The organism is Affinirhizobium straminoryzae (assembly GCF_007004135.1).
GTDB lineage: Bacteria > Pseudomonadota > Alphaproteobacteria > Rhizobiales > Rhizobiaceae > Neorhizobium > Neorhizobium straminoryzae.
The window spans coordinates 1-20,599 of the sequence record NZ_VJMG01000007.1 but is presented as its reverse complement, the minus strand read 5'-3'; the positions used below and the strand labels follow the sequence as shown (position 1 = coordinate 20,599).

General features: G+C 63.1%; 19 protein-coding genes and 1 tRNA gene. 12 read left to right on the top strand and 8 right to left on the bottom strand.

What is annotated here, in order from left to right; translation table 11 throughout:
- Positions 1–50 precede the first annotated feature (50 nt).
- The 4 genes from FNA46_RS02435 to FNA46_RS02420 all read left to right on the top strand — a co-directional run bounded on the left by FNA46_RS02435 (position 51) and on the right by FNA46_RS02420 (position 4,605).
- Positions 51–1,223, top strand: coding sequence for a GGDEF domain-containing protein (locus tag FNA46_RS02435; RefSeq protein ID WP_142880753.1), 1,173 nt, complete (start codon positions 51–53; stop codon positions 1,221–1,223).
- Positions 1,224–1,349: 126 nt separating this feature from the next.
- Positions 1,350–2,048, top strand: a complete 699-nt coding sequence (locus FNA46_RS02430; RefSeq protein WP_142880752.1) for an orotate phosphoribosyltransferase — start codon at positions 1,350–1,352, stop codon at positions 2,046–2,048.
- Between the two features lie 65 nt (positions 2,049–2,113).
- Entirely contained in the window at positions 2,114–3,040 is a 927-nt protein-coding gene (locus FNA46_RS02425; protein ID WP_142880751.1) for a carbohydrate kinase family protein, read from the top strand.
- Between the two features lie 215 nt (positions 3,041–3,255).
- Complete coding sequence (locus FNA46_RS02420; RefSeq protein ID WP_142880750.1) at positions 3,256–4,605, top strand: dicarboxylate/amino acid:cation symporter; 1,350 nt, start codon at positions 3,256–3,258, stop codon at positions 4,603–4,605.
- 72 nt (positions 4,606–4,677) lie between these two features.
- Here FNA46_RS02420 and FNA46_RS02415 read toward each other — a convergent pair whose 3' ends face one another.
- From FNA46_RS02415 to FNA46_RS02400, 4 genes are all read right to left on the bottom strand, one after another.
- Positions 4,678–5,403 (bottom strand): SDR family oxidoreductase, encoded by a 726-nt coding sequence (locus FNA46_RS02415; RefSeq protein ID WP_142880749.1) that lies wholly within the window; start codon positions 5,401–5,403, stop codon positions 4,678–4,680.
- Positions 5,404–5,494: 91 nt separating this feature from the next.
- Positions 5,495–7,117, bottom strand: coding sequence for a glucose-6-phosphate isomerase (gene pgi, locus FNA46_RS02410; RefSeq protein WP_142880748.1), 1,623 nt, complete (start codon positions 7,115–7,117; stop codon positions 5,495–5,497).
- Between the two features lie 88 nt (positions 7,118–7,205).
- A complete protein-coding gene (locus FNA46_RS02405) occupies positions 7,206–8,444 on the bottom strand; it encodes an alpha/beta hydrolase (protein ID WP_142880747.1) in 1,239 nt (412 codons plus the stop codon).
- A gap of 125 nt (positions 8,445–8,569) precedes the next feature.
- A complete protein-coding gene (locus FNA46_RS02400; RefSeq protein ID WP_142880746.1) occupies positions 8,570–10,273 on the bottom strand; it encodes a long-chain fatty acid--CoA ligase in 1,704 nt (567 codons plus the stop codon).
- Between the two features lie 241 nt (positions 10,274–10,514).
- Between FNA46_RS02400 and FNA46_RS02395 the strand changes: the two genes are divergently transcribed.
- Positions 10,515–10,907, top strand: a complete 393-nt coding sequence (locus FNA46_RS02395; protein ID WP_142880745.1) for a PRC-barrel domain-containing protein — start codon at positions 10,515–10,517, stop codon at positions 10,905–10,907.
- 121 nt (positions 10,908–11,028) lie between these two features.
- Here the strand turns inward: FNA46_RS02395 and FNA46_RS02390 are convergent.
- From FNA46_RS02390 to FNA46_RS25895, 3 genes are all read right to left on the bottom strand, one after another.
- Positions 11,029–11,104: transfer RNA gene (locus tag FNA46_RS02390), tRNA-Thr, on the bottom strand.
- A gap of 183 nt (positions 11,105–11,287) precedes the next feature.
- Entirely contained in the window at positions 11,288–11,617 is a 330-nt protein-coding gene (locus FNA46_RS26615) for a hypothetical protein (protein WP_185969699.1), read from the bottom strand.
- Between the two features lie 77 nt (positions 11,618–11,694).
- On the bottom strand, positions 11,695–11,865 hold the full coding sequence (locus tag FNA46_RS25895; protein ID WP_185969698.1) for a hypothetical protein: 171 nt from the start codon (positions 11,863–11,865) through the stop codon (positions 11,695–11,697).
- Here FNA46_RS25895 and FNA46_RS25890 point away from each other — a divergent pair.
- A complete protein-coding gene (locus tag FNA46_RS25890; RefSeq protein ID WP_185969697.1) occupies positions 11,864–12,742 on the top strand; it encodes a hypothetical protein in 879 nt (292 codons plus the stop codon). The genes FNA46_RS25895 and FNA46_RS25890 overlap by 2 nt on opposite strands.
- Before the next feature lie 96 nt (positions 12,743–12,838).
- Here FNA46_RS25890 and ppk2 read toward each other — a convergent pair whose 3' ends face one another.
- Positions 12,839–13,720, bottom strand: coding sequence for a polyphosphate kinase 2 (ppk2, locus tag FNA46_RS02380; protein ID WP_142880744.1), 882 nt, complete (start codon positions 13,718–13,720; stop codon positions 12,839–12,841).
- Positions 13,721–14,007: 287 nt separating this feature from the next.
- On the opposite strand from ppk2, the gene phoR reads away from it, so the two are divergent.
- The 6 genes from phoR to FNA46_RS02350 form a co-directional block, all read left to right on the top strand.
- Positions 14,008–15,276, top strand: a complete 1,269-nt coding sequence (gene phoR, locus FNA46_RS02375; protein ID WP_142880743.1) for a phosphate regulon sensor histidine kinase PhoR — start codon at positions 14,008–14,010, stop codon at positions 15,274–15,276.
- Between the two features lie 193 nt (positions 15,277–15,469).
- Positions 15,470–16,510, top strand: a complete 1,041-nt coding sequence (locus FNA46_RS02370; protein WP_142880742.1) for a substrate-binding domain-containing protein — start codon at positions 15,470–15,472, stop codon at positions 16,508–16,510.
- A 71-nt stretch (positions 16,511–16,581) separates the two neighbouring features.
- Entirely contained in the window at positions 16,582–18,042 is a 1,461-nt protein-coding gene (pstC, locus tag FNA46_RS02365; protein ID WP_142880741.1) for a phosphate ABC transporter permease subunit PstC, read from the top strand.
- Positions 18,039–19,394 carry a phosphate ABC transporter permease PstA gene (pstA, locus tag FNA46_RS02360; protein ID WP_142880740.1) on the top strand — a complete coding sequence of 452 codons (1,356 nt, stop codon included), beginning with the start codon at positions 18,039–18,041 and terminating at the stop codon, positions 19,392–19,394. The genes pstC and pstA overlap by 4 nt, the downstream gene beginning before the upstream one ends.
- A gap of 65 nt (positions 19,395–19,459) precedes the next feature.
- Positions 19,460–20,221, top strand: coding sequence for a phosphate ABC transporter ATP-binding protein PstB (gene pstB, locus FNA46_RS02355; RefSeq protein WP_244618107.1), 762 nt, complete (start codon positions 19,460–19,462; stop codon positions 20,219–20,221).
- A 67-nt stretch (positions 20,222–20,288) separates the two neighbouring features.
- A partial coding sequence (locus tag FNA46_RS02350) for a phosphate signaling complex PhoU family protein (protein WP_281288911.1) occupies positions 20,289–20,599 on the top strand: 311 nt, incomplete at its 3' end.

Below are 20,599 nucleotides of genomic sequence, written 5' to 3'. Positions count from 1 at the left end.
ACACTTCGTCTATAAGAGGTGTGTGACTGAGCCGTTTGATCTGGGCGGGCATGATGCTTGATTACAAGACGCTGGTCATATCGCTGGGGGTATCGGCGCTGTGTCTGCTGCTCACCCTGTTCGGCACATGGTTCGCCAGACGGGGCGATGGCTTCCTGCTGAGCTGGGTCATCGGCATGGCTTTTCTCGTGCCGGGCATCTTTTCCTACAGCTACTATACGGAAAGTCCATCGGGCGCGCTGGGTGCGCTCTGCTTCGTGCTGGTTCTGATCGGCTTTGCCATTATCTATGCGGCCGCCTTCCAGTTCCGAACCGGGCGCTCGCCTGTGCCGCATGTGATGTCCATCGCGCCACCCGCCGTTTTGATGACGGCTCCCTTCATGCTGATCGGTTATGACGGGATCGGCTTCGTCGCCCTCAACATCTTTTCGGCCTTCATGTTGTTCGGGACGGCCGCCGAATATGCGAAGGCCCGGCGGGAATCGCCCGGCGCGCTGACCGGCATGGCCATTCTCTATGGAGCAACGGGGCTTTCTTTCGTGCTCTGTGCACTTGTTCTCATCCATGAGGGACAGTGGGTGCTCGGGCATGCCCCGACCAACTGGGCCGAGGACATCAATACCGGTCTCAGCATTGCCGGCATGACCGGGGTTGGCGCACTCTCGCTGATGGTCCATCAGGGACGGATCACCGCGCGTCATCGCCGCGAGGCCATGACCGATGCGCTGACGGGTCTCAACAACCGCCGAGCCCTGTTCGAGCGGCACGAGCGCGACACCTTCTCGCATGAAATGGCGGTGATCGTGTTCGACATCGACCGCTTCAAGACAGTCAACGATCAGTATGGCCATGCAGCGGGTGACCGGGTGATCTGTGCCCTGGCCGACGAGCTGAAGGATGCCGTTGGGGTCAGCACCGCGGCCCGGCTCGGCGGCGAGGAATTCGCCGCCGTGCTGATGACCGCGGCCCCGGGCTATGCCGAATGGCTCGCCGAACGCATCCGTCGCAATTTCGCCGAGCGCGACATGCAGGCGGCCGGCCTTTCCTTCCGCGTCACCGTCAGCGCCGGGATTGCCTATGGTCTTGCCGCCGGACGCAATTTCGACGGCATGCTGAGTGCGGCCGACAGCGCGCTCTACGAGGCCAAGCGCAACGGTCGCAACCGCACCATGGTGGCGGCGCCCGATGCGTCCCCGCCTGTGGCCACCCGCACCACCGCCTGAGCATAATCCGTCTGCCAGCCACAGCATGGAAAAATGCCGCCTCTGCCGCGTCAATTCCCCTGGTGGTTCTGGTCTCGCGAGGAGCTTGCTGCTATTGCCGCAGCAGACGACTGGAAGGAGACGCACATGGTCATGCTGACTTACCCCGACCGCCCCGTGATGGCGGAACTGATGGCACGGATGCTGTGGGAAATCGGGGCGGTGCACTTCCGGCCGCAGGAGCCTTACAAGCTTGCCTCCGGCATGGCGAGCCCGGTCTATATCGATTGCCGCAAGCTTTTGTCCTTCCCCCGCATCCGCTCCACCATCATCGATTTCGCCGCCTCTGTCGTGACGCGCGAGGCCGGCTTCGAAAAGTTCGATTGCGTGGCCGGCGGCGAAACGGCGGGCATTCCCTTTGCCGCGCTGCTGGCTGATCGCCTGGCGCTGCCGATGATCTATGTGCGCAAGAAGCCGAAGGGCCATGGTCGCGCCGCCCAGATCGAGGGTCATATGCCGGAGGGATCGCGCGTTCTCGTCATCGAGGACCTGACGACGGTCGGCGGCAGCATGTTTACCTTCATCGATGCGGTGCGTGCGGCAGGCGGCGTCATCGATCATGCCATCGCCCTGTTCTACTATGGCTTCTTCCCGGAAGCGGAAGCCCGCTTTGCCAATGGCAAGGTGAAGCTGCACTACATTGCCACCTGGCGCGAGGTGCTGGCCGTTGCCAAGGCGGACAGGCTGTTCGACGAGGCGACGCTTGCGGAAGTCGAAAGCTTCCTCGATGCGCCGCTCGCCTGGTCTGCCCGTCATGGCGGTGTCGGCGAATTGCCGGCCAGCTGAGGCTGGCCTTTTTCATCAGGCTGATTTAATCGATTGAAGACCGGTTCGGCTTTTGGAGGACGACAATGATCTTGTGCTGTGGAGAGGCCCTCATCGACATGCTGCCGCGTGAAACCACGCGCGGGGAAAACGGGTTTGCGCCCTATGCTGGCGGTGCCATCTTCAACACGGCGATTGCGCTCGGCCGCCTCGGCCAGCCAACCGGCTTCTTCACCGGCCTGTCCGATGACATGATGGGCGACATCCTGCGTGAGACGCTGAAGCAGAGCCATGTCGACTATCGCTTCTGCGCCACGGCCTCGCGTCCCACGACAATCGCCTTCGTCAAGCTGGTCAACGGCCAGGCAACCTATGCCTTCTATGATGAAGGCACCGCCGGCCGCATGCTTTCGCGGGAGGACCTGCCGGAGCTTGGACCGGAAATCGAGGCCATGCATTTCGGTGCGATCAGCCTGATCCCCGAACCCTGCGGCGAAACCTACGAGACGCTGATGGCGCGCGAATACCAGAGCCGCGTCATCTCCTTCGATCCGAACATCCGCCCCGGCTTCATCAAGGACCGTGAAAAGCATCACGGCCGTGTGGCCCGCATGGCCGCCATGTCCGACATCATCAAGTTCTCGGACGAGGACCTGGAATGGTTCGGCATGCACGGTGATCATGATACGCTGGCAGCCTATTGGTTGGGGCAGGGGGCAAAGCTCGTCGTCATCACCCGCGGCGCGGAAGGTGCTGTCGGCTATACGGCCGGCTTCAAGGTCGTGGTGCCCGCCGAGCGCGTCACGGTGGTGGATACGGTCGGTGCCGGCGATACCTTCGATGCGGGCATTCTCGCCTCGCTGAAGCGTCAGAACCTGCTGACCAAGCAGAAGGTCGCAGGCCTTTCCGAGCAGGCTGTGCGCGATGCGCTGGCGCTCGGTGCCAAGGCCGCCGCCGTCACCGTCTCGCGCGCCGGCGCCAATCCGCCCTTCGCGCACGAGATCGGCCTCTGAGCCGCAGATCTCCGCAGGATGCATCCACTGCCGGGGCAGGCTCTGTCCCGGCATTTTCTTTGGTGAAATGCCGGGCATCTGCAATAAATTTTTGCAGTTTGTCCGCAATGCGGAATGAGTACCGTTGATAATTCGGGCGCAAGAGCCATAATTTGGGCATCTTCCGAAAGGTCGCGCTCAGGCTGCGACCGCTTTTCCTGTTGGGACACATCATCATGTCGTCATCTGCTGCAAGGGCCGCAAAGCCCTTTCACACGTCCTTTGGTTTTCAGGTGCTGAGCGCCATGGTCATCGGTCTGGTGCTGGGCTATGTCGCGCGCCAGATCGGGCCGACCGATGCAGGCCCGAACTGGCTGGTGCAGACCCTCTCCACCGTCGGCTCCATCTTCGTGCAGTTGCTGCGCGCGCTGGTGCCACTGCTGATCTTCACCGCCATCGTCGCCAGCATCGCCAATCTGCGCGAGCTCAACAATGCCGCCCGCCTCGTCTGGCAGACGCTGCTGTGGTTTGCGATCACCGCACTGATTGCTGTCGTCATCGGCATTGCGCTCGGCCTTCTCATCCAGCCGGGGCTGAATACGGGGCTTGCCGCCACCGCTGCGGCCGCACCCTCCAGCACCGGCTCCTGGCTGGATTTCCTGAAGGGGCTCGTTCCCGCCAACCTGCTTGGCCTGCAGGCTTCCACCAAGATCAGCCAGAGTGGCGCCACCACGGCGCTCAACTTCAACGTCCTGCAGATTCTCGTGGTGTCGATTGCCGTTGGCATTGCCGCGCTGCAGGTGGGGGAGAAGGCAGAACCCTTCCTCGCCTTCAACCGCTCGCTGCTGGCCATCACCCGCAAGATCCTCTGGTGGATCATCCGGCTGACGCCGATCGGCACCATTGGCCTGCTCGGCAATGCGGTCGCCGTCTATGGCTGGGAGGCGCTCGCCTCGCTCGGCTGGTTCTCCGGCGCGATCTATATCGGCCTCGCCATCGTGCTCTTCGTCGTCTATCCGCTGCTGCTGCTGGCGCATGGTCTGAGCCCGGCCCGCTTCTTCGCCTCCGCCTGGCCGGCCATCCAGCTTGCCTTCGTCTCGCGTTCCTCGATCGGCACGCTGCCGCTGACGGAGCAGGTCACGGAGCGCAATCTCGGCGTGCCGCGCGAATATGCGGCCTTTGCCGTGCCGCTCGGCGCCACCACGAAGATGGATGGCTGTGCGGCGATCTATCCGGCCATCTCGGCAATCTTCGTGGCGCAGTTCTATGGCGTGCCGCTAGGCGTGCAGGAATATTTCCTGATCGTCTTCGTCTCGGTCATTGGCTCGGCCGCCACAGCCGGCCTGACGGGGGCAACCGTGATGCTGACGCTGACGCTCTCCACGCTTGGCCTGCCGCTGCAGGGCGTCGGCCTGCTGCTTGCCGTCGATCCGATCCTCGACATGGGCCGCACGGCCGTCAACGTCGCCGGTCAGGCGCTGGTGCCGACGCTGGTCGCCAAGCGCCAGGGTATTCTCGATCAGGCCGCCTATGATCGCGAGGAAGGGATCGACGCGCTGGATCCCGTCTTGGCGCCAGCCGAATAGGTGCGCCCACAGCGGCGGATGCGACCCCGTCACCGAAGGTGGTGCGGGGCCGCTTCTGCCGAATGGTGGTTGTCAGACCACACCGCCATTGGCGTGAATGGTCTGGCCATTGATCCAGGCTCCTTCGGGCCCGGCGAGGAAAGCCACGACAAAAGCAATCTCCCCGGGCGTTCCAATGCGCTCAAGCGGCGCCAGCCGAGCAAAGGCCTCGATCGCCTCCGGGCTCTTGTCGGTGAGAAACAGGTCGGTGGCCGTCGCGCCCGGCGCCACCGCGTTGACCGTGATGTTGCGTCCCCGCAATTCCTTGGCAAGCACCGAGGTCATTGTCTCGACGGCGGATTTGGTGGCGGCATAGATGCTGTAGTTCGGCGAGGCCATCGTCGCGACCGAGCTGGAAATGCTGATGATGCGTCCGCCGCTGCGTAGCCGTCGCGCGGCTTCGCGCAAACCCCGGAACGTGCCGGTGAGGTTGACGGCAATCTGCCGGTCGAACTCCGCGTCGGTAATGTCGACCATCGGCTTGCGGATCATGATGCCGGCATTGTTGACGAGCACGTCGACGCCGCCGAACCGGTCTTCGCTGTGGTCGAACCTCCGGGCAAAGGCATCCTCAGATGCGATATCCGCCTCAATGGACAGGGCGTTGCCGCCTGTCTCCTGAATGGATCGGACAGTTTCGTCGCAGGCGGTGATATCGCTCGCAACGATCGCAAAGCCCGATTGCGCCAGACGCCGCGCGATGGCCGCGCCGATACCTGTTGCTGCTCCCGTGACCAGCGCCACCGATTGTCCGCTCATTCTGCCTGCTCCCCATTTCTGCAGGGAAAACCAGAACGCCCGTGCCAGGTGGCACGGGCGCATGACTGTCGGTCACCGTCTTGCTGCCGGCTCAGGCCGAGGCGCGTAGTGCCTTGACCAGCCCTGCGGTCGAGGCATCCTGCCCATCGGTGCCGGTCTTGCCCTGCACCACCGGCAGAAGGCCGGTCGCCAGTTCCTTGCCCAGCTCCACGCCCCACTGGTCGAAGGAGTTGATGCGGAACAGCACGCCTTCCACGAAGACGCGGTGCTCATAAAGGGCGATCAGGCGGCCCAGCGCGAACGGCGTCAGCTGGTCGTAGACGAAGGTCAGCGACGGACGGTTGCCGGTAAAGACACGGTGCGGCGCGATATGGTCGGCCTTGGCCTCGTCCATGCCCGATTTCAGAAGCTGCGCCTTGGCTTCCTCCAGCGTGCGACCCTTCATCAGAGCTGCCGACTGGGCGAGGCAATTGGCGATCAGCAGTTCGTGCTGGTGGCGCAGATGCGGTTCGAAGCCCTTGGCCGCCACCATGAATTCCGCCGGGATGACGCTCGTGCCCTGGTGGATCAGCTGGTAGAAAGCGTGCTGGCCGTTGGTGCCGGGCTCGCCCCAGACCACCGGGCCGGACTGCCCCTCGACCGGCGTGCCGTCGATGGTGACCCCCTTGCCGTTCGATTCCATGTCGAGCTGCTGCAGATAGGCCGGGAAGCGCGACAGGCGCTGGTCATAGGGCAGGATGGCGCGCGAGGGATAGTTCAGCACGTTGCGGTGATAATAGCCGAGAAGGCCGAGCAGCGCCGGCAGGTTCTGGCGCACCGGCGCCTCGCGGAAATGCGTGTCCATGGCATGGGCGCCGGCGAGGAAATCCTCGAAATTCTTCGGGCCGATCGCCAGCATCAGCGGCAGGCCGATGGCCGACCAGATGGAATAGCGGCCGCCAACCCAATCCCAGAAACCGAAAATCCGGTCGCTGTCGATGCCGAAGGCGGCGACCTTGTCGAGCGCGGTGGACACGGCGGCGAAGTGATGCTTCACGGCGCTTTCGCCAAGCGCATCGGCAATGAAGGCGCGGGCGGAGGCCGCATTCGTCATCGTTTCGATGGTGGTGAACGTCTTGGAGGCGACGATGAACAGCGTGGTTTCCGCATCGAGCAGCTTCAGCGTATCGGCAATATGGGCGCCATCGACATTGGAGACGAAATGCGCGCGCGGGCCGTCATGGAAGGGCGCAAGTGCCAGCGTTGCCATGACCGGGCCGAGATCCGAACCGCCGATACCGATGTTGACGACATCCGTGATCGCCTTGCCGGTCGCCCCTTTCAGCGCGCCGGAGCGGATACCGTCCGCAAATGCGCCCATGGCGGCAAGCACCGCGTTCACATCCGGCATCACGTCCTTGCCGTCGACCAGCACCGGCGTGTTGGAGCGGTTGCGCAGCGCGGTGTGCAGCACGGCGCGGTTTTCGGTGAAGTTGATCGCCTTGCCGGAGAACATCTCCTCGCGCTTTGCCGCAACGCCGCCCTCGATGAAAAGGCTTTCGAGCAGGGCCATGATCTCCGCGTTCACGGCGCATTTCGAATAGTCCATCAGCAGGTCGTCAAACCGGGCGCTGAATGTGTCGAAGCGGGCGCTGTCGGCGGCAAAGGCGGCGCGGATATCCGTCGCATGGGTGGCGGCGGCGGTGGATTTCAGCTGTTCGACGATCGCCTGCATGGCACTCCTCAAGGGTCATCAGTGGGTGAGAGGAACCTATTCGCTTTCCATGTCAAATCAAGCACGGCAAGGGCAAAGACGGTTCTCTTTACTGCCCGACGGCCGTTTGCAGCGTGCCGCCCAGGCTCTGGCCAAAGCGATCCACCTGTTCGGTATAGGTGCGGCGCGTGCGCGGATCGAAAACGGCAATCGGAGCGCTGACGGCAACGCTTGCCGCACTGCCCACCGTCTGCGCCGTGCCGACCGCCAGCGCGCCGATGCTTTCGCCGAGCCCGACCGGCGAATCCGTCACCGTCTGGCCGGCGATCAGCCGGTTGCCGATCAGGCGCACCACCTCCGGGCTTTCGGCGAACTTGCCGTGGTTCAGCGCATCACCGCCCTGTAGGGCCGTCAGATCCAGCACGGTGATGCCGGCTTTCTCGAAGGCGGAACGGTAGGGTTCCACACGCGGATCCACCTGGCCGAGGCGATCGACATTGCCGGAAATACGGCGCGAGAGATTGAGCGCCCGGTCATCCTGAGAGACGAACAGCGTGAAGGCCGGACGCGGATGGCCGATTTCCGCCATCTGCTGACCGAACACGTCGACGTCGAGATCGGGGGAGGCGAGGATCACGTTGCGGATCTTGGGGGTGACGCGGCCATCGCGGATTGCCATCTGTCGCAGCGCCTCTACCGTCAGCCACGACCCCATGGAATGGGCCATCACGGTGATGTCCCGCACGCGCGCATCCTTGGAGAGGTCGCGCAGCAGGTCTTCCAGCGCGTGGCGGGAATAGTTGGTGCTTTCCTTGTCATAATTGTAGGCAAAGACGCTGCCCCGCGAAGGCCAGGTGAACAGCACCGGCGCCACATCCGCGCCGCTGTCATGCACGATCTGCGCAAAGCGATAGACAGCATCCTCATACTGGTTGTTGAAGCCATGCACGAAGACCAGAACGCGGCCGCTCGGCGGCAGCTGCCGCCTCAGCCAGGCGCGCGCCTCGCCGCGATTGTAGGGCTCCACCTTGGTGGTGGCGAAATCCTTCATCGGATCAGGCGGCAGACGGCGCGGCCATTGCACCTGGCCGATCTTGCGGCTCTTGTCCGGCGGAATGGAGACGGTGATTGCCGTCACCTCCGGCTTCTGTCCCCGCTCGCCGGAATAGAGCATGCCGGGCACATCCGATTCCTTGCGGGTGGTGGCGACCAGCACATTGACCTTGGAGGTGGCCGGGTTTTCGACCGCAATCGGCACCAGCACGCCTTCCGCACGGCTGGCGCAGCCGGACAGAAGCGTGAGCAGGCCAAGCAGGGCGATCGCGGACAGGGAGGTGGGCTTGGACAAGGCGGACACCGGGGCTTGAGGACGGGGCGTCCGGCCGGGCCAGACAATCGCAGTTCTTTCTAGGGCGCGCGACCGGATCCGTCCATCCGGCCGCCATCACGTTTCGTGACGATAACATGGATTCGTCACTTCGTGCGCAGTTCGCGCCGGAGGATCTTGCCGACCGGTGATTTTGGCAGTTCGGTGCGAAACTCGATGTGCCTCGGCCGCTTGTAGTTGGTCAGGTTCTCGGCGCAATGGGCCTTGAGCGCCGTCTCCGTCAGCGCCGGATCCTTCTTCACCACGAAGAGCTTGACCGCCTCGCCTGAATTCTCGTCCGGTACGCCGATGGCCGCGCATTCCAGCACGCCGGGATGCATGGCGGCCACTTCCTCCACCTCGTTCGGATAGACGTTGAAGCCGGAGACCAGGATCATGTCCTTCTTGCGGTCGACGATCTTGATAAAGCCGCGCGCATCCATGTAGCCCATGTCGCCGGAGCGGAAATAGCCGTCCGCGGTCATCGCCTTCGCCGTCTCGTCCGGGCGGTTCCAGTAGCCAGCCATCACCTGCGGGCCACGGATGCAGATCTCGCCCACTTCGCCATGGGTAAGGATCGTGCCGTCCTCATCGCGAATCGTCACCTCGGTGGAGGAGACGGGCAGGCCGATGGTGCCAGTGAAGTCTGTAACGTCCACGCGATTTGCCGTTGCCACCGGTGAGGTTTCCGAAAGGCCGTAACCTTCGGTGATTGCGCAGCCGGTCATCTCGTACCAGCGCTCCGCCACCGGCCTCTGCACTGCCATGCCGCCGCCAAACACCAGGATCAGCGAGGAGTGATCGAGCTTGCGGAACTGCTCGTTGTTCATCAGCGCATTGAACAGCGTGTTCAGTCCTGGAAAGATGTGGATGCGATGCTTCTCGATCTCCTTCACCAGCGCCGGCAGATCGCGCGGATTGGCAATCAGCACGTTGTGGCTGCCGGTGGCAATGCCCATCAGCGAATTCACCGTCAGCGCGAAGATGTGATAAAGCGGCAGGGCGCAGAGAAAGTTCAGCACGTCCGGCCGCTTCTGGCGCAGAAAGGCGCTGTCCAGCCAGTAGCTCATCTGGTCCTTGTTGCAGAGCAGATTGCGGTGCGTCAGCATCGCGCCCTTGGAAATGCCCGTGGTGCCGCCGGTATATTGGAGGAAGGCAAGGTCATCGAGGCCCATGTCGACCGGTGTCAGCGTGCCTCGCGCGCCGGCCGAGAGAACCTGGCGGAAGGAGAGGGCGGACGGAATGGACCAGGCCGGCACCAGCTTCTTGATACGGCGGACCACCAGATTGACGATATGGCCCTTGAGGCCCAGCATGTCGCCCATGGTGGTGACGATGACATGGCGCACCGGCGTGCGTGCCACCACCTGCTGCACGGTGTGGGCGAAGTTTTCCAGCACGAAGATCGCCCGCGCCCCGGAATCGTTCAGCTGATGCTCCAGCTCGCGCGGCGTGTAGAGCGGGTTGACGTTGACCACCACGAGGCCAGCCCGCAAGATGCCATAGACGGTGACGGGGTTCTGGAGGATGTTCGGCATCATCACCGCCACCCGGTCGCCCTTGGAAAGCCCCATGCCCTGCAGCCAGACGGCCACCTGGCGGCTGGCCTCCTCCAGATCCCGGAAGGTCATTTCCCTGCCCATGCTGGAAAAGGCAACGCGCTCGGCATAGCGCAGGCAGCTTTCCTCGAACAGATGGCCGAGCGAGCGATGCGCAAGGGGAGGCAGGTCGGCCGGCACCGTGGGGGGATAGGATGCAAGCCAGATGCGATCGGCCGCCTGTTTCGTCGGTGCATGAGACATGTGAGTCATGGCGGCCTTTTCTCCTCCGTTTGACGAGTCTCACGCCCGGCCTCCACTCCGGACATGCGACCCCTTCCTGACCATGCAGGCGATCCTACACCAGCTGACGGAAAAAGCTAAATAACTTTGACGTAAACGTCAATATTGTGGAAGTGTCTCGATCCGGCCCGCATCTTCTCCTTGGGCTGGAACATGTTGGCCGCGAAGCGCGTTCGGTCCTTATCCACAGCCAAACGAGAGGAGGCACATCATGTTGCATCAGGAACCGAAGGCCGGACAGGACCCTTACGTGAAGGACAGCTACGCGCTGATCGCCAGCGACAAGGTGGAAGGTACGCGCGTCTATGGCGCCGACGGCAAGCGCATCGGCAGCATCGAGCGCGTGATTCTGGAAAAGCGCGGCGGCAGGGTGGCTTATGCCGTGCTGAGCTTCGGCGGCTTCCTGGGGATCGGCGACGATTACTACCCGCTGCCCTGGGAAAAGCTGCGCTATGACGAGGAACTCGACGGCTACCGTATCGACCTGACCAAGGACCAGATCACCGCCGCCCCGCGTTTCGACAACCTCGACGACGACCGCTTCTATCGCAACAACGATCGCACGGTCTACGACTACTACGGCGTGCCGCCCTACTGGATGTAAGCCGCACTGCAGTCCACCTCGCGAACCCCGTCTCTGCCATCAGAGGCGGGGTTTTTCATGCGCGGGAGATAGATAACTGATGCACGAAAATTTCGGGCAATCAATCGAGAGATAGTGAGAATGGTGCCGCTTACGTGACTCGAACACGTGACCCCATCATTACGAATGATGTGCTCTACCGACTGAGCTAAAGCGGCCTGCGCGCCTCTGTCCAGCACTGGACCGGCGGTGTGGGGCGGCTGATACAGGCAAAGCGGAGAGATTTCAAGTGTGGATTTTCGCTTCTTTTCCATCTTGCGGCATGATTTGCCATCAGCCCGCCTTGTATGGCCTTACAAGCAGGGCTTTGCGGTGGCGCTTGCGGATCGTCGGGCGAGCGTTTACCGAGGAGCGGTACGGGTTCGGATGGAAGCAAAGGGCAGGCAGTGAGCGGTTTGGAAACGGCAATCAGGAATGCGCTGGCGCGGAGCGACCGCGGCGACGCCGATCTCCGCGCTCGCATCTACCAGTCGGCCCGGCAGGCGCTGGAGGCGGGACTGCGCAAGCAGGAGGTCACTGATGACGCCGTGATCGACGCCGAACGCCGGCGGCTGGAGGCGAAGATCCGCGAGATCGAGGCGGAAGAACGTGCCCGCGTGCCGGATGACGCGCCGGATCTCCTGGCGATCATGCCTTCCGTTGGGCTGTCCGGACGCGATGACGGTGGTCAAGCCCGACACCCTGCCGCGCCAGAGACCGTGGCACCTGCCGCCCCGGCCCCGGCCCCGGATTCGGCCGTTTCTACGAATCATGTTCCAGGTGCCGGTGCCGCGTCCGCACCGAGCGTCTCGCCTCCGGCCCCTGACGTGACGGCCACACGCAGTGCCAGTGCGGCTTCTGCTCCTGCACCCAGCGTGTCTGCCGTGCGTCGCGATGCAGCGCCGGCCGCAGGCATGCCACCTGAAGCAAGTCTTGACATGGCTGTTTCCTCTCCCGCGGCGAGCGCGCCGCAGGCGGGCGAGGCAGTCCTTGGCGGTCTGGATGGCATGCGCGCCGAGCGCTCGGCCGAACGGCCGGCAACGCATCCCCTTGGCAAAGCTGGGCGTCCGCAGAAGGTGTCGCGCGGCCGCAAGGCAAAGGCCGCCTCCGGGGGGAGGGCGAAGGATGGCCTTGCGCCTGCCGTTCCAGGCGAAAAGCGTCGTCGCCGGCGCGGTGGTGTGCTCTCCAGCCTGTTTACCCTGCTCACCTTTCTCATTCTTGCGGGCATCGGCCTCTGGTGGGCGGCGAATACCGGCCTGTTGCAGGCGCTGATGCCGCGCGAAACCGGTCTTTCCGGCCAGGTCGCGCAGCGTTCTGAACAGGATGGCGCGGGCGCCCCGTCGCATTTCGATCCGCAGCGCGGCTTTTCGGCGGACTGGCTGGAAGTGTTCGGTCCTGACCGCAAGGCTGTGGCGACCGCCGGCTCTGCCGCGACCGTCGAAACCGTTGCCATGGCCGATGGGCCGGCGCTGAAGATTACCTCTGCCGTGCCGAATGCCAATGGCGAGGTGGCCGTCGAGGTGCCGGCCGCCATTCTGCGCGAACTGGCGGGCAAGACCTCCACCATGGCCTTGACCCTGCAATCTGTGGGCGATGTCTCCGTCCAGCTTGCTGTGCGCTGTGATTTCCCCGGCATTGGCGATTGCTCGCGACACCGCGTGCTGGCCACGCAGGAGCGCGCCGACACACTGTTCCGCGTCACCTTCCCGGGCGGCGTGGTGCCAAACCAGCCGGGGCGTATCTATCTCAACAGCGATATCCTGAACGGCGGCACCGGTGTGCTGGTCTATTCGCTGCGCGTGCTGCCGGGGCAGTGAGCCCGGCAGTCATGCGGTCCGCATGGCGCACCTGCCATAACCTTCGGTCTGCACAGGCTGCATCACACGCAACAGTGGCCCGCAACGGGTGGCGACCTACCGAAAAGCCTTCGGACCGAAGTCGAGGATGCGCTTGTCGATCTGGCCGATGGCCTTGCTGTCCTTGCCCGTATAGTCGAGGCTGTCCAGCAGGTGGCGGATGATGGAGAGCCGGGCCCTGCGCTTGTCATTGGCGCGCACCACCGTCCACGGTGCGTGGTCGGTATGGGTTTCCTCCAGCATCTGGTCGCGTTTCTCGCCATACTCTTTCCAGCGGTCGAGCGAAGCGATGTCCATCGGCGAGAGCTTCCAGATCTTCAGCGGGTCATGCCGGCGGTCATGAAAGCGCTTCAGCTGCATTTCGCGGCCGATATCGAGCCAGAACTTGAAGAAGTGGATACCATCGTCGACGATGAGCTTTTCGAAGACCGGTGCTGCCTTGAGGAAATGGCGGTGCTGTTTGGGCGTGCAGAAGCCCATCACCGGCTCCACAACGGCGCGGTTGTACCATGAGCGGTCGAACAGCACGATCTCTCCGGCGGTCGGGAAATGTTCGACATAGCGCTGGAAATACCACTGGCCGGCTTCCGTCGGCGTCGGCTTCGGAAGCGCGACGACCCGCGCCTCGCGCGGGTTGAGATAGGCGCGCACCGCAAAGATCGAGCCACCCTTGCCGGCGGCATCGCGTCCCTCGAACAGTGCCATCACGCGCTCGCCGCTTTCCTGCAGCCAGGACTGGACCTTGACGAGTTCGATCTGCAGCAGCCGAAGCTCGGCTTCGTAGCGGTCGTCGTCCAGTTTCTTGTCGTAGGGATAGCCGCCGGAGGACAGAGCCTTCTCGCTGATCCATTTGGGCAATGTGGGGTCATCAATGTCAAAGACATGCCGTTCGCCACCGATGTCGAGCGTCACGGCCCGGCTGCTCGTCATTTCATTCATGCTGCAGTCCCGTTCATCCTGTTCATGCCCTTGCCCTCCTGCCGATCCGGCGTCGGTGCATTGAGGCAGAAGGTGCGTTTTCTATCAAGGCTCTGCCCCCGCTCTTTGTTCCGGCACCCGCATCAAACGGTGCATTGCAATGTTGCGGACAAGCCGAATTTCAAGGTTGCATTGCCGCATCGATGTATATCTGTCATGCGAGGCAGATATCACCACCGGTCAAGTTGGTGCGCGCACCGAATTCCGGCGCGTGCGTGCCGGTGTCGGCCGGGGTCGGAGAGGCGAGTATGGCGTTGCGGAATGTGAAGGCGGGGCGCGGCGAGACATTGCGGCGGGGCTGGCTGGTGGTGGCATCCGCCACCCTGCTGGCGGCCCTGGCGCTTGCGGCGGAGATCAACCCGCTGTTCGTCGCAGCCGGTTGGACGTTGATCCTGCTCTCGCTGCTTTTGTCGCCGTCCCTGCCGATCACCGAGGAGGACGAGCCGGAAGATATCCCGGAGCCGCCGCTTCCGCGCGACCCCATGATCGATCTCTGCGTCGCCTATTCCGCACTCGACATGCCCGTGATGGTGCTTGGCGCCGACGCCAACGTGCTGTTCCAGAACGATGCGGCCCAGGACGCCTTTGGCGAAATCGCTGCCGGCTCTCATCTTTCGGTGCGGCTGCGCGCGCCCGGTATTCTGGACATGGTGCGTGAAACCATTGCCACCGGTCAGCCGAACCAGATCGAGTATTCCGAGCGCCACCCCTCCGAACGCGTCTTCCTGCTGCGGATCGCGCCGATCGGTGTGCCGCCGGCGGCAGAGGGCACTGATCCGGCCGCCGCCGGCTTCTGTTATGCGCTGTCCTTCCGCGATATATCCGAATTGCGCCGGATCGACCGCATGCGCTCCGATTTCGTGGCCAATGCCAGTCACGAACTGCGCACGCCGCTTGCGTCGCTTCGCGGCTTCATCGAGACCCTGCAGGGGCCTGCCAAGGGGGATCCTGGTGCGCATGAGCGCTTTCTCGGCATCATGCTCGATCAGGCCAACCGCATGAGCCGGTTGGTGGACGATCTCCTGTCTCTGTCGCGGCTGGAGTTGAAGGCGCATATCGCCCCCAGCCAGCGGGTCGATCTCGTGCCTCTGGCGGGTCATGTGCGCGACAGCCTTCTGCCGCTGGCCCAGGATCTCGGCGTGGAAATCCGCCTGCATCTGCCGTCGGCCAAGGTCGAGGTGATGGGGGACCGGGATGAACTGGTGCAGGTGATCGAGAATCTCGTGGAGAATGCCTGCAAATATGGCCAGGAGGGAAAGTTCGTTGATGTCTACCTGCGCAACGCGCCTTCGCAGCCGGTGGAATTGAGTGTCGTCGACAATGGTCCCGGCATTCCGGCCGAGCATGTGCCGCGTCTGACGGAGCGTTTCTACCGCGTCAGCGTGGCCGACAGCCGCTCCAAGAAGGGGACCGGGCTTGGCCTTGCCATCGTCAAGCATATCCTCACCCGTCATCGTGCACGGCTGATCATTACCTCCGAGCTGGGCAAGGGCACGGATTTCACCGTCCGTTTTTAACATACAGAAACGTCTGGCTCTCGGGGGTCTTGAAATTGTTGTTATAGATCAAAAGCTTGGTCTGTCACAAATGTTTCACGGAACTGACATAAAAGGGTGGCGCTGCGGCAGCTATGAGATGGTTGCCTACTCACTGGCGAGAGCGAGCGCCGGTTGAGACGAACTCACACAAGCCCATCACGGGAGATCACCAATGAACATCCTGAAACTTTCCGCGGCTGCCCTCGTGGCCTCTGTCGCGTTTTCCGGCGCTGCTGCTGCGCGCGACCAGATCCAGATTGCCGGTTCCTCGACCGTTCTGCCCTATGCCTCGATCGTTGCCGAAGCCTTCGGTGAAAACACCAAGTTTGCGACCCCCGTCGTTGAAGGCGGTGGTTCGGGCGCCGGCCGCAAGAAGCTGTGCGAAGGCGCAGGTGAAAACACCATCGACATCGCCAATTCCTCTTCGCGCATTTCCAAGTCCGACATCGAGACCTGCGCCAAGAACGGCGTGACCGAGATCCAGGAAGTCCGCATCGGTTACGATGGCATCGTATTCGCCTCCGACATCAAGGGCCCGAAGTTCGCCTTCACCCAGGCTGACTGGCACAAGGCTCTGGCCGCCAAGATCGTCAAGGATGGCAAGCTGATCGACAACCCGAACAAGACCTGGAAGGACGTTCGCGCCGACCTGCCGGCGCAGCCGATCCTGGCCTTCATTCCGGGCACCAAGCACGGCACCCGCGAAGTGTTCGACGAGAAGGTCATCGTTGACGGCTGCAAGGAAGACGGCACTTACGACGTTGCGCTTGCTGCCAACAACAACGACAAGGCTGCCGCCACCAAGGTTTGCGCCGCCATCCGCACCGACGGCGTTGCCGTTGACATCGACGGCGACTATCCGGAAACGCTGGCCCGCGTCGACGCCAACAAGAACGGCATCGGCATTTTCGGTCTGTCCTTCTACCAGAACAACACCGACAAGCTGCAGGTCGCCACGATGGCCGGCATCGTTCCGTCCGTCGAAACCATCGCTTCCGGCAAGTACCCGGTTTCGCGTCCGCTCTACTTCTACGTGAAGAATGCGCACCTGGACGTCATTCCGGGCCTGCAGCAGTACGTCGAGTTCTTCGTGTCGGACGAAATGGCCGGCCCGAACGGCCCGCTCGCTGCCTATGGTCTGGTTTCCGATCCGGAGCTGAAGAAGACCCAGGAAGCCGTCAAGGCCCGCAAGCCGATGGGCCCGCTGAACTGATCTGAAACAAACGCCCGGCGGCGCGACGATCGCGCCGCCGGATTTCCCTTTGTTTGAAGGATGCGGCCAAGATGAACGTTGGCATCATTATTCTTGTTGTGTTGGCGTTTGCGGCCGCCGGCTATATTGCCGGCAAGAGACAGGCCCTTTCGCTGTCGGCGCAGAGCGGCATCAAGCTGCATTCCCTGTCCGGCTATTATGGCCAGACGGTCGCGCTTTTCGCTGCCGTGCCTGCCCTGCTTCTCCTGATCGTCTGGCTGCTGGTTCAGCCGATCGTCGTTGAAAGCCGCGTCAGCGGCATGATCCCTGACAGTGCCATTGCCCAGGGCAGCGCCCGCAGCCTGGTCATGTCGGATGTGCGCCGTATTGCTGGCGGTCTCGATGCCGTTCTGGCACGCGGCGGTCTTGGCGAAGACGAACTGAACACCATTTCTGCCAATACGCAGACCGTGCGTGCGCGGCTGGCCGAGGTCGGCGTCGCGCTGGCGGGCGAGGTGCAGCCCGTCGTGTTCGAGGCGGCACGAGCCTATCGCCAGACCACCAAGAGTGGCGCTCTCGCGATGACCATTGCGGTGCTCGGCGTCTCGCTGGCGCTGGCCTTCCTGGCCTATCGTCGCATCGAACCGCAGATGCGGGCGCGCAACATCAGCGAAGGCTTCGTCAAATCGCTGCTGATTGCCTCGTCGCTCATCGCGATCCTGACGACCATCGGCATCGTCTTCTCCCTGGTGTTCGAGACGATCACCTTCTTCAAGATCTATCCGGCCTCGCAGTTCTTCTTCTCGACCGTCTGGAACCCGCAATTCCGCGGCGGTTCCGAGCTCGGCATCCTGCCGCTGCTGTGGGGCACGATGTATGTCTCCTTCATCGCGCTTCTGGTGGCAGTGCCGATCGGCCTGATGATCGCCATCTACCTCTCGGAATATGCCGGTCGCTCGATGCGCAGCTTTGCCAAGCCCGCCATCGAAATGCTGGCGGGGATCCCGACCATCGTCTACGGCCTGTTCGCGCTGGTCACCATCGGCCCCTTCCTGCGCGATTACTTTGCCCAGCCGCTCGGTCTCGGTTCGTCCTCCTCCTCCGTTCTTACGGCGGGTCTGGTCATGGGCGTGATGATCATCCCCTTCGTCAGCTCCCTGTCGGACGACATCATCAATGCCGTCCCGCAGGCCCTGCGTGACGGTTCCTACGGTCTCGGCGCCACCCGCTCGGAAACCATCAAGAAGGTGGTCATGCCGGCCGCTCTTCCGGGCATCGTCGGTGCGGTGCTGCTCGCCGCCAGCCGCGCCATCGGCGAAACCATGATCGTGGTCCTCGGTGCCGGCGCCTCCGCCAAGCTGTCGCTCAACCCCTTCGAAGCCATGACCACGGTCACGGTCAAGATCGTCAGCCAGCTGACCGGCGACTCCGAATTTTCGAGCCCGGAAACGCTCGTCGCCTTCGCGCTCGGTCTGACCCTCTTCACCTTCACGCTGGCGCTGAATGTTCTCGCCCTCTACATCGTGCGCAAATACCGGGAGCAGTACGAATGACCGATCTCACCGTTACCGGCGCCAGCGCTCTTGCGCCAAGGGGCAAGTCCCTTCTCGAACTCGATGAGCGCACCCGCCGCCGTAATGCTGCCGAAACCCGTTTCCGGATGATGGGCCTGGTGGCTGTTCTCGTCGGCGTCTTCGTTCTCGTCTTCCTGCTGGGCTCCATCCTGTCGAACGGCCTGTCATCCTTCCGCCAGACCTATATCTCGCTCGACATCTTTCTGGACCCGGCCAAGCTCGACAAGGGCGGCAAGCGCGATCCGGCTGAAATCGCCAAGGTCACTACCTTCGGCTATGCGCCGCTGATCGAAAAGGCGATGGCGGATGCCATGGCCGCCAAGGGCGTGACGGGTGATGGCGTCAGCGCCAAGGCCGCCGGCGAGCTGATTTCCAAGGAAGCGGCTGCCGATCTGCGCCGTTATGTGCTTGCCCATCCGCAGGCCATCGGCACGACGGTCAATTTCGATCTGCTCGCCTCCGGTCGCATCGACGGCTACTACAAGGGTCGCGTGACCATGGAGAGCGCAAAGCTGGATCGCAACATCTCGCCGGCGCAGCTGCAGCTCGCCGACAAGCTGAAGTCGGCCGGCATTCTGGTCACGCATTTCAACTGGGGCTTCTTCACAGCCCCGGATGCCTCGGACACACGTCCGGAAGCTGCCGGTCTCGGCGTCGCCATCCTCGGCTCCGTCTACATGATGGTCATCGTGCTGGTGCTGTCGCTGCCGCTCGGCGTTGCCGCCTCGATCTATCTCGAGGAATTCGCACCGCAGAACCGCTTTACCGATCTGATCGAAGTGAACATCGCCAATCTGGCCGCCGTTCCCTCCGTCGTCTTCGGTATCCTCGGCCTTGCCGCCTTCATCAACTTTGCCGGCCTGCCGCAATCGGCGCCGGTGGTTGGCGGTCTCGTGCTGACCCTGATGACGCTTCCGACCATCATCATCGCCACCCGTGCGGCGCTGAAATCGGTGCCGCCGTCGATCCGCGATGCGGCACTCGGCGTCGGCGCCTCCAAGATGCAGGCGATCTTCCATCACGTGCTGCCGCTTGCGATGCCCGGCATCCTGACCGGCACCATCATCGGCCTGGCGCGTGCGCTCGGCGAAACGGCCCCGTTGCTCCTGATCGGCATGGTCGCTTTCGTCCGTGATTATCCGGCCGGTCCGCCGGAAGGCTTTTTCGATCCGGCCTCCGCGCTTCCGGTCCAGGTCTACAACTGGACGCAGCGCGGCGATCCGGCCTTCATCGAACGGGCATCCGGCGCCATCATCGTCCTGCTGGTCTTCCTGATCCTGATGAACTTGTCCGCAATCATCTTGCGCCGCCGCTACGAGCGCCGTTGGTAGGAGGTCTGACCATGAATAGCATCTCTTCCATGAACACGACGACGACGACCACGAAGGCCTCCCCCATGACCGAAACGAAAATCTCCGCCCGCAATGTGCAGGTCTATTACGGCGAGAAGCATGCGCTTCGCGATGTCAGCATCGAGATCCGTCCGCGTTCCGTCACCGCCTTCATCGGGCCGTCGGGTTGCGGCAAGTCAACCTTCCTGCGCTGCCTCAACCGCATGAACGACACGATCGACAGCTGCCGGGTCGAAGGCCATATCCTGATCGACGGTGAAAACATCTACGATGCCAAGGTCGATCCGGTGCAGCTGCGCGCCAAGGTCGGCATGGTGTTCCAGAAGCCGAACCCGTTCCCGAAGTCGATCTACGAGAACGTTGCCTATGGCCCGCGCATCCACGGCCTTGCCCGCAAGAAGTCGGAACTGGACGACATCGTCGCCGCTTCGCTGCAGAAGGCCGGTCTCTGGAACGAGGTCAAGGATCGCCTGCATGAATCCGGCACGGGCCTTTCGGGTGGCCAGCAGCAGCGCCTGTGCATTGCACGCGCCGTCGCCGTTTCGCCGGAAATCATCCTGATGGACGAGCCCTGCTCGGCGCTTGACCCGATCGCGACCGCCAAGGTCGAGGAACTCATCCACGAGCTGCGCACCAATTTCACGATCGTCATCGTGACGCACTCCATGCAGCAGGCCGCCCGCGTCTCGCAGCGCACGGCGATGTTCCACCTCGGCCTGCTCGTCGAGGAGAACGACACCGACAAGATGTTCACCAACCCCGACGACCAGCGCACGCAGGATTACATCATGGGCCGCTTCGGCTGAGCCTTCCGGTTCTGCCGATTTTCGCCTGTTGTTTTGGGGCCCAAGCCTTTTTTCGGAAGGAAATGAGATGTCTTCCACGCATATTCTGTCAGCCTTTGACGAAGACCTGAAATACCTGAACCGCCGGATTTCCGAGATGGGCGGTCTGGCCGAGGAGATGTGCGGCGCAGCCGTGCGCGCGCTGGTGAATTCGGATGCGGCGCTTGCCCAGAAGATCATCTCGGACGACGTGATCCTCGACAATGCCGAGCGCGAGATCCAGGAAAAGGCGATCGTGACGATCGCGCGGCGCCAGCCGATGGCAGGCGACCTGCGCGAGATCATCGGCGTGCTGCGCATTGCCGCCGACCTGGAACGTGTCGGCGATCTCGGCAAGAA

Excerpts from the sequence above, each read along its gene's own strand:
- pstA (WP_142880740.1), top strand. The coding sequence starts at position 18,039 with ATGACCGATCTCACCGTTACCGGCGCCAGCGCTCTTGCGCCAAGGGGC.
- pgi (WP_142880748.1), bottom strand. The coding sequence starts at position 7,117 with ATGCAGGCGATCGTCGAACAGCTGAAATCCACCGCCGCCGCCACCCAT.
- FNA46_RS02425 (WP_142880751.1), top strand. The coding sequence starts at position 2,114 with ATGATCTTGTGCTGTGGAGAGGCCCTCATCGACATGCTGCCGCGTGAA.
- FNA46_RS02415 (WP_142880749.1), bottom strand. The coding sequence starts at position 5,403 with ATGAGCGGACAATCGGTGGCGCTGGTCACGGGAGCAGCAACAGGTATC.
- ppk2 (WP_142880744.1), bottom strand. The coding sequence starts at position 13,720 with ATGAATGAAATGACGAGCAGCCGGGCCGTGACGCTCGACATCGGTGGC.
- FNA46_RS02370 (WP_142880742.1), top strand. The coding sequence starts at position 15,470 with ATGAACATCCTGAAACTTTCCGCGGCTGCCCTCGTGGCCTCTGTCGCG.
- FNA46_RS02400 (WP_142880746.1), bottom strand. The coding sequence starts at position 10,273 with ATGACTCACATGTCTCATGCACCGACGAAACAGGCGGCCGATCGCATC.
- FNA46_RS25895 (WP_185969698.1), bottom strand. The coding sequence starts at position 11,865 with ATGTCAAGACTTGCTTCAGGTGGCATGCCTGCGGCCGGCGCTGCATCG.
- FNA46_RS25890 (WP_185969697.1), top strand. The coding sequence starts at position 11,864 with ATGGCTGTTTCCTCTCCCGCGGCGAGCGCGCCGCAGGCGGGCGAGGCA.
- FNA46_RS02395 (WP_142880745.1), top strand. The coding sequence starts at position 10,515 with ATGTTGCATCAGGAACCGAAGGCCGGACAGGACCCTTACGTGAAGGAC.
- phoR (WP_142880743.1), top strand. The coding sequence starts at position 14,008 with ATGGCGTTGCGGAATGTGAAGGCGGGGCGCGGCGAGACATTGCGGCGG.
- pstB (WP_244618107.1), top strand. The coding sequence starts at position 19,460 with ATGACCGAAACGAAAATCTCCGCCCGCAATGTGCAGGTCTATTACGGC.
- FNA46_RS02430 (WP_142880752.1), top strand. The coding sequence starts at position 1,350 with ATGGTCATGCTGACTTACCCCGACCGCCCCGTGATGGCGGAACTGATG.
- pstC (WP_142880741.1), top strand. The coding sequence starts at position 16,582 with ATGAACGTTGGCATCATTATTCTTGTTGTGTTGGCGTTTGCGGCCGCC.
- FNA46_RS02420 (WP_142880750.1), top strand. The coding sequence starts at position 3,256 with ATGTCGTCATCTGCTGCAAGGGCCGCAAAGCCCTTTCACACGTCCTTT.
- FNA46_RS02435 (WP_142880753.1), top strand. The coding sequence starts at position 51 with ATGATGCTTGATTACAAGACGCTGGTCATATCGCTGGGGGTATCGGCG.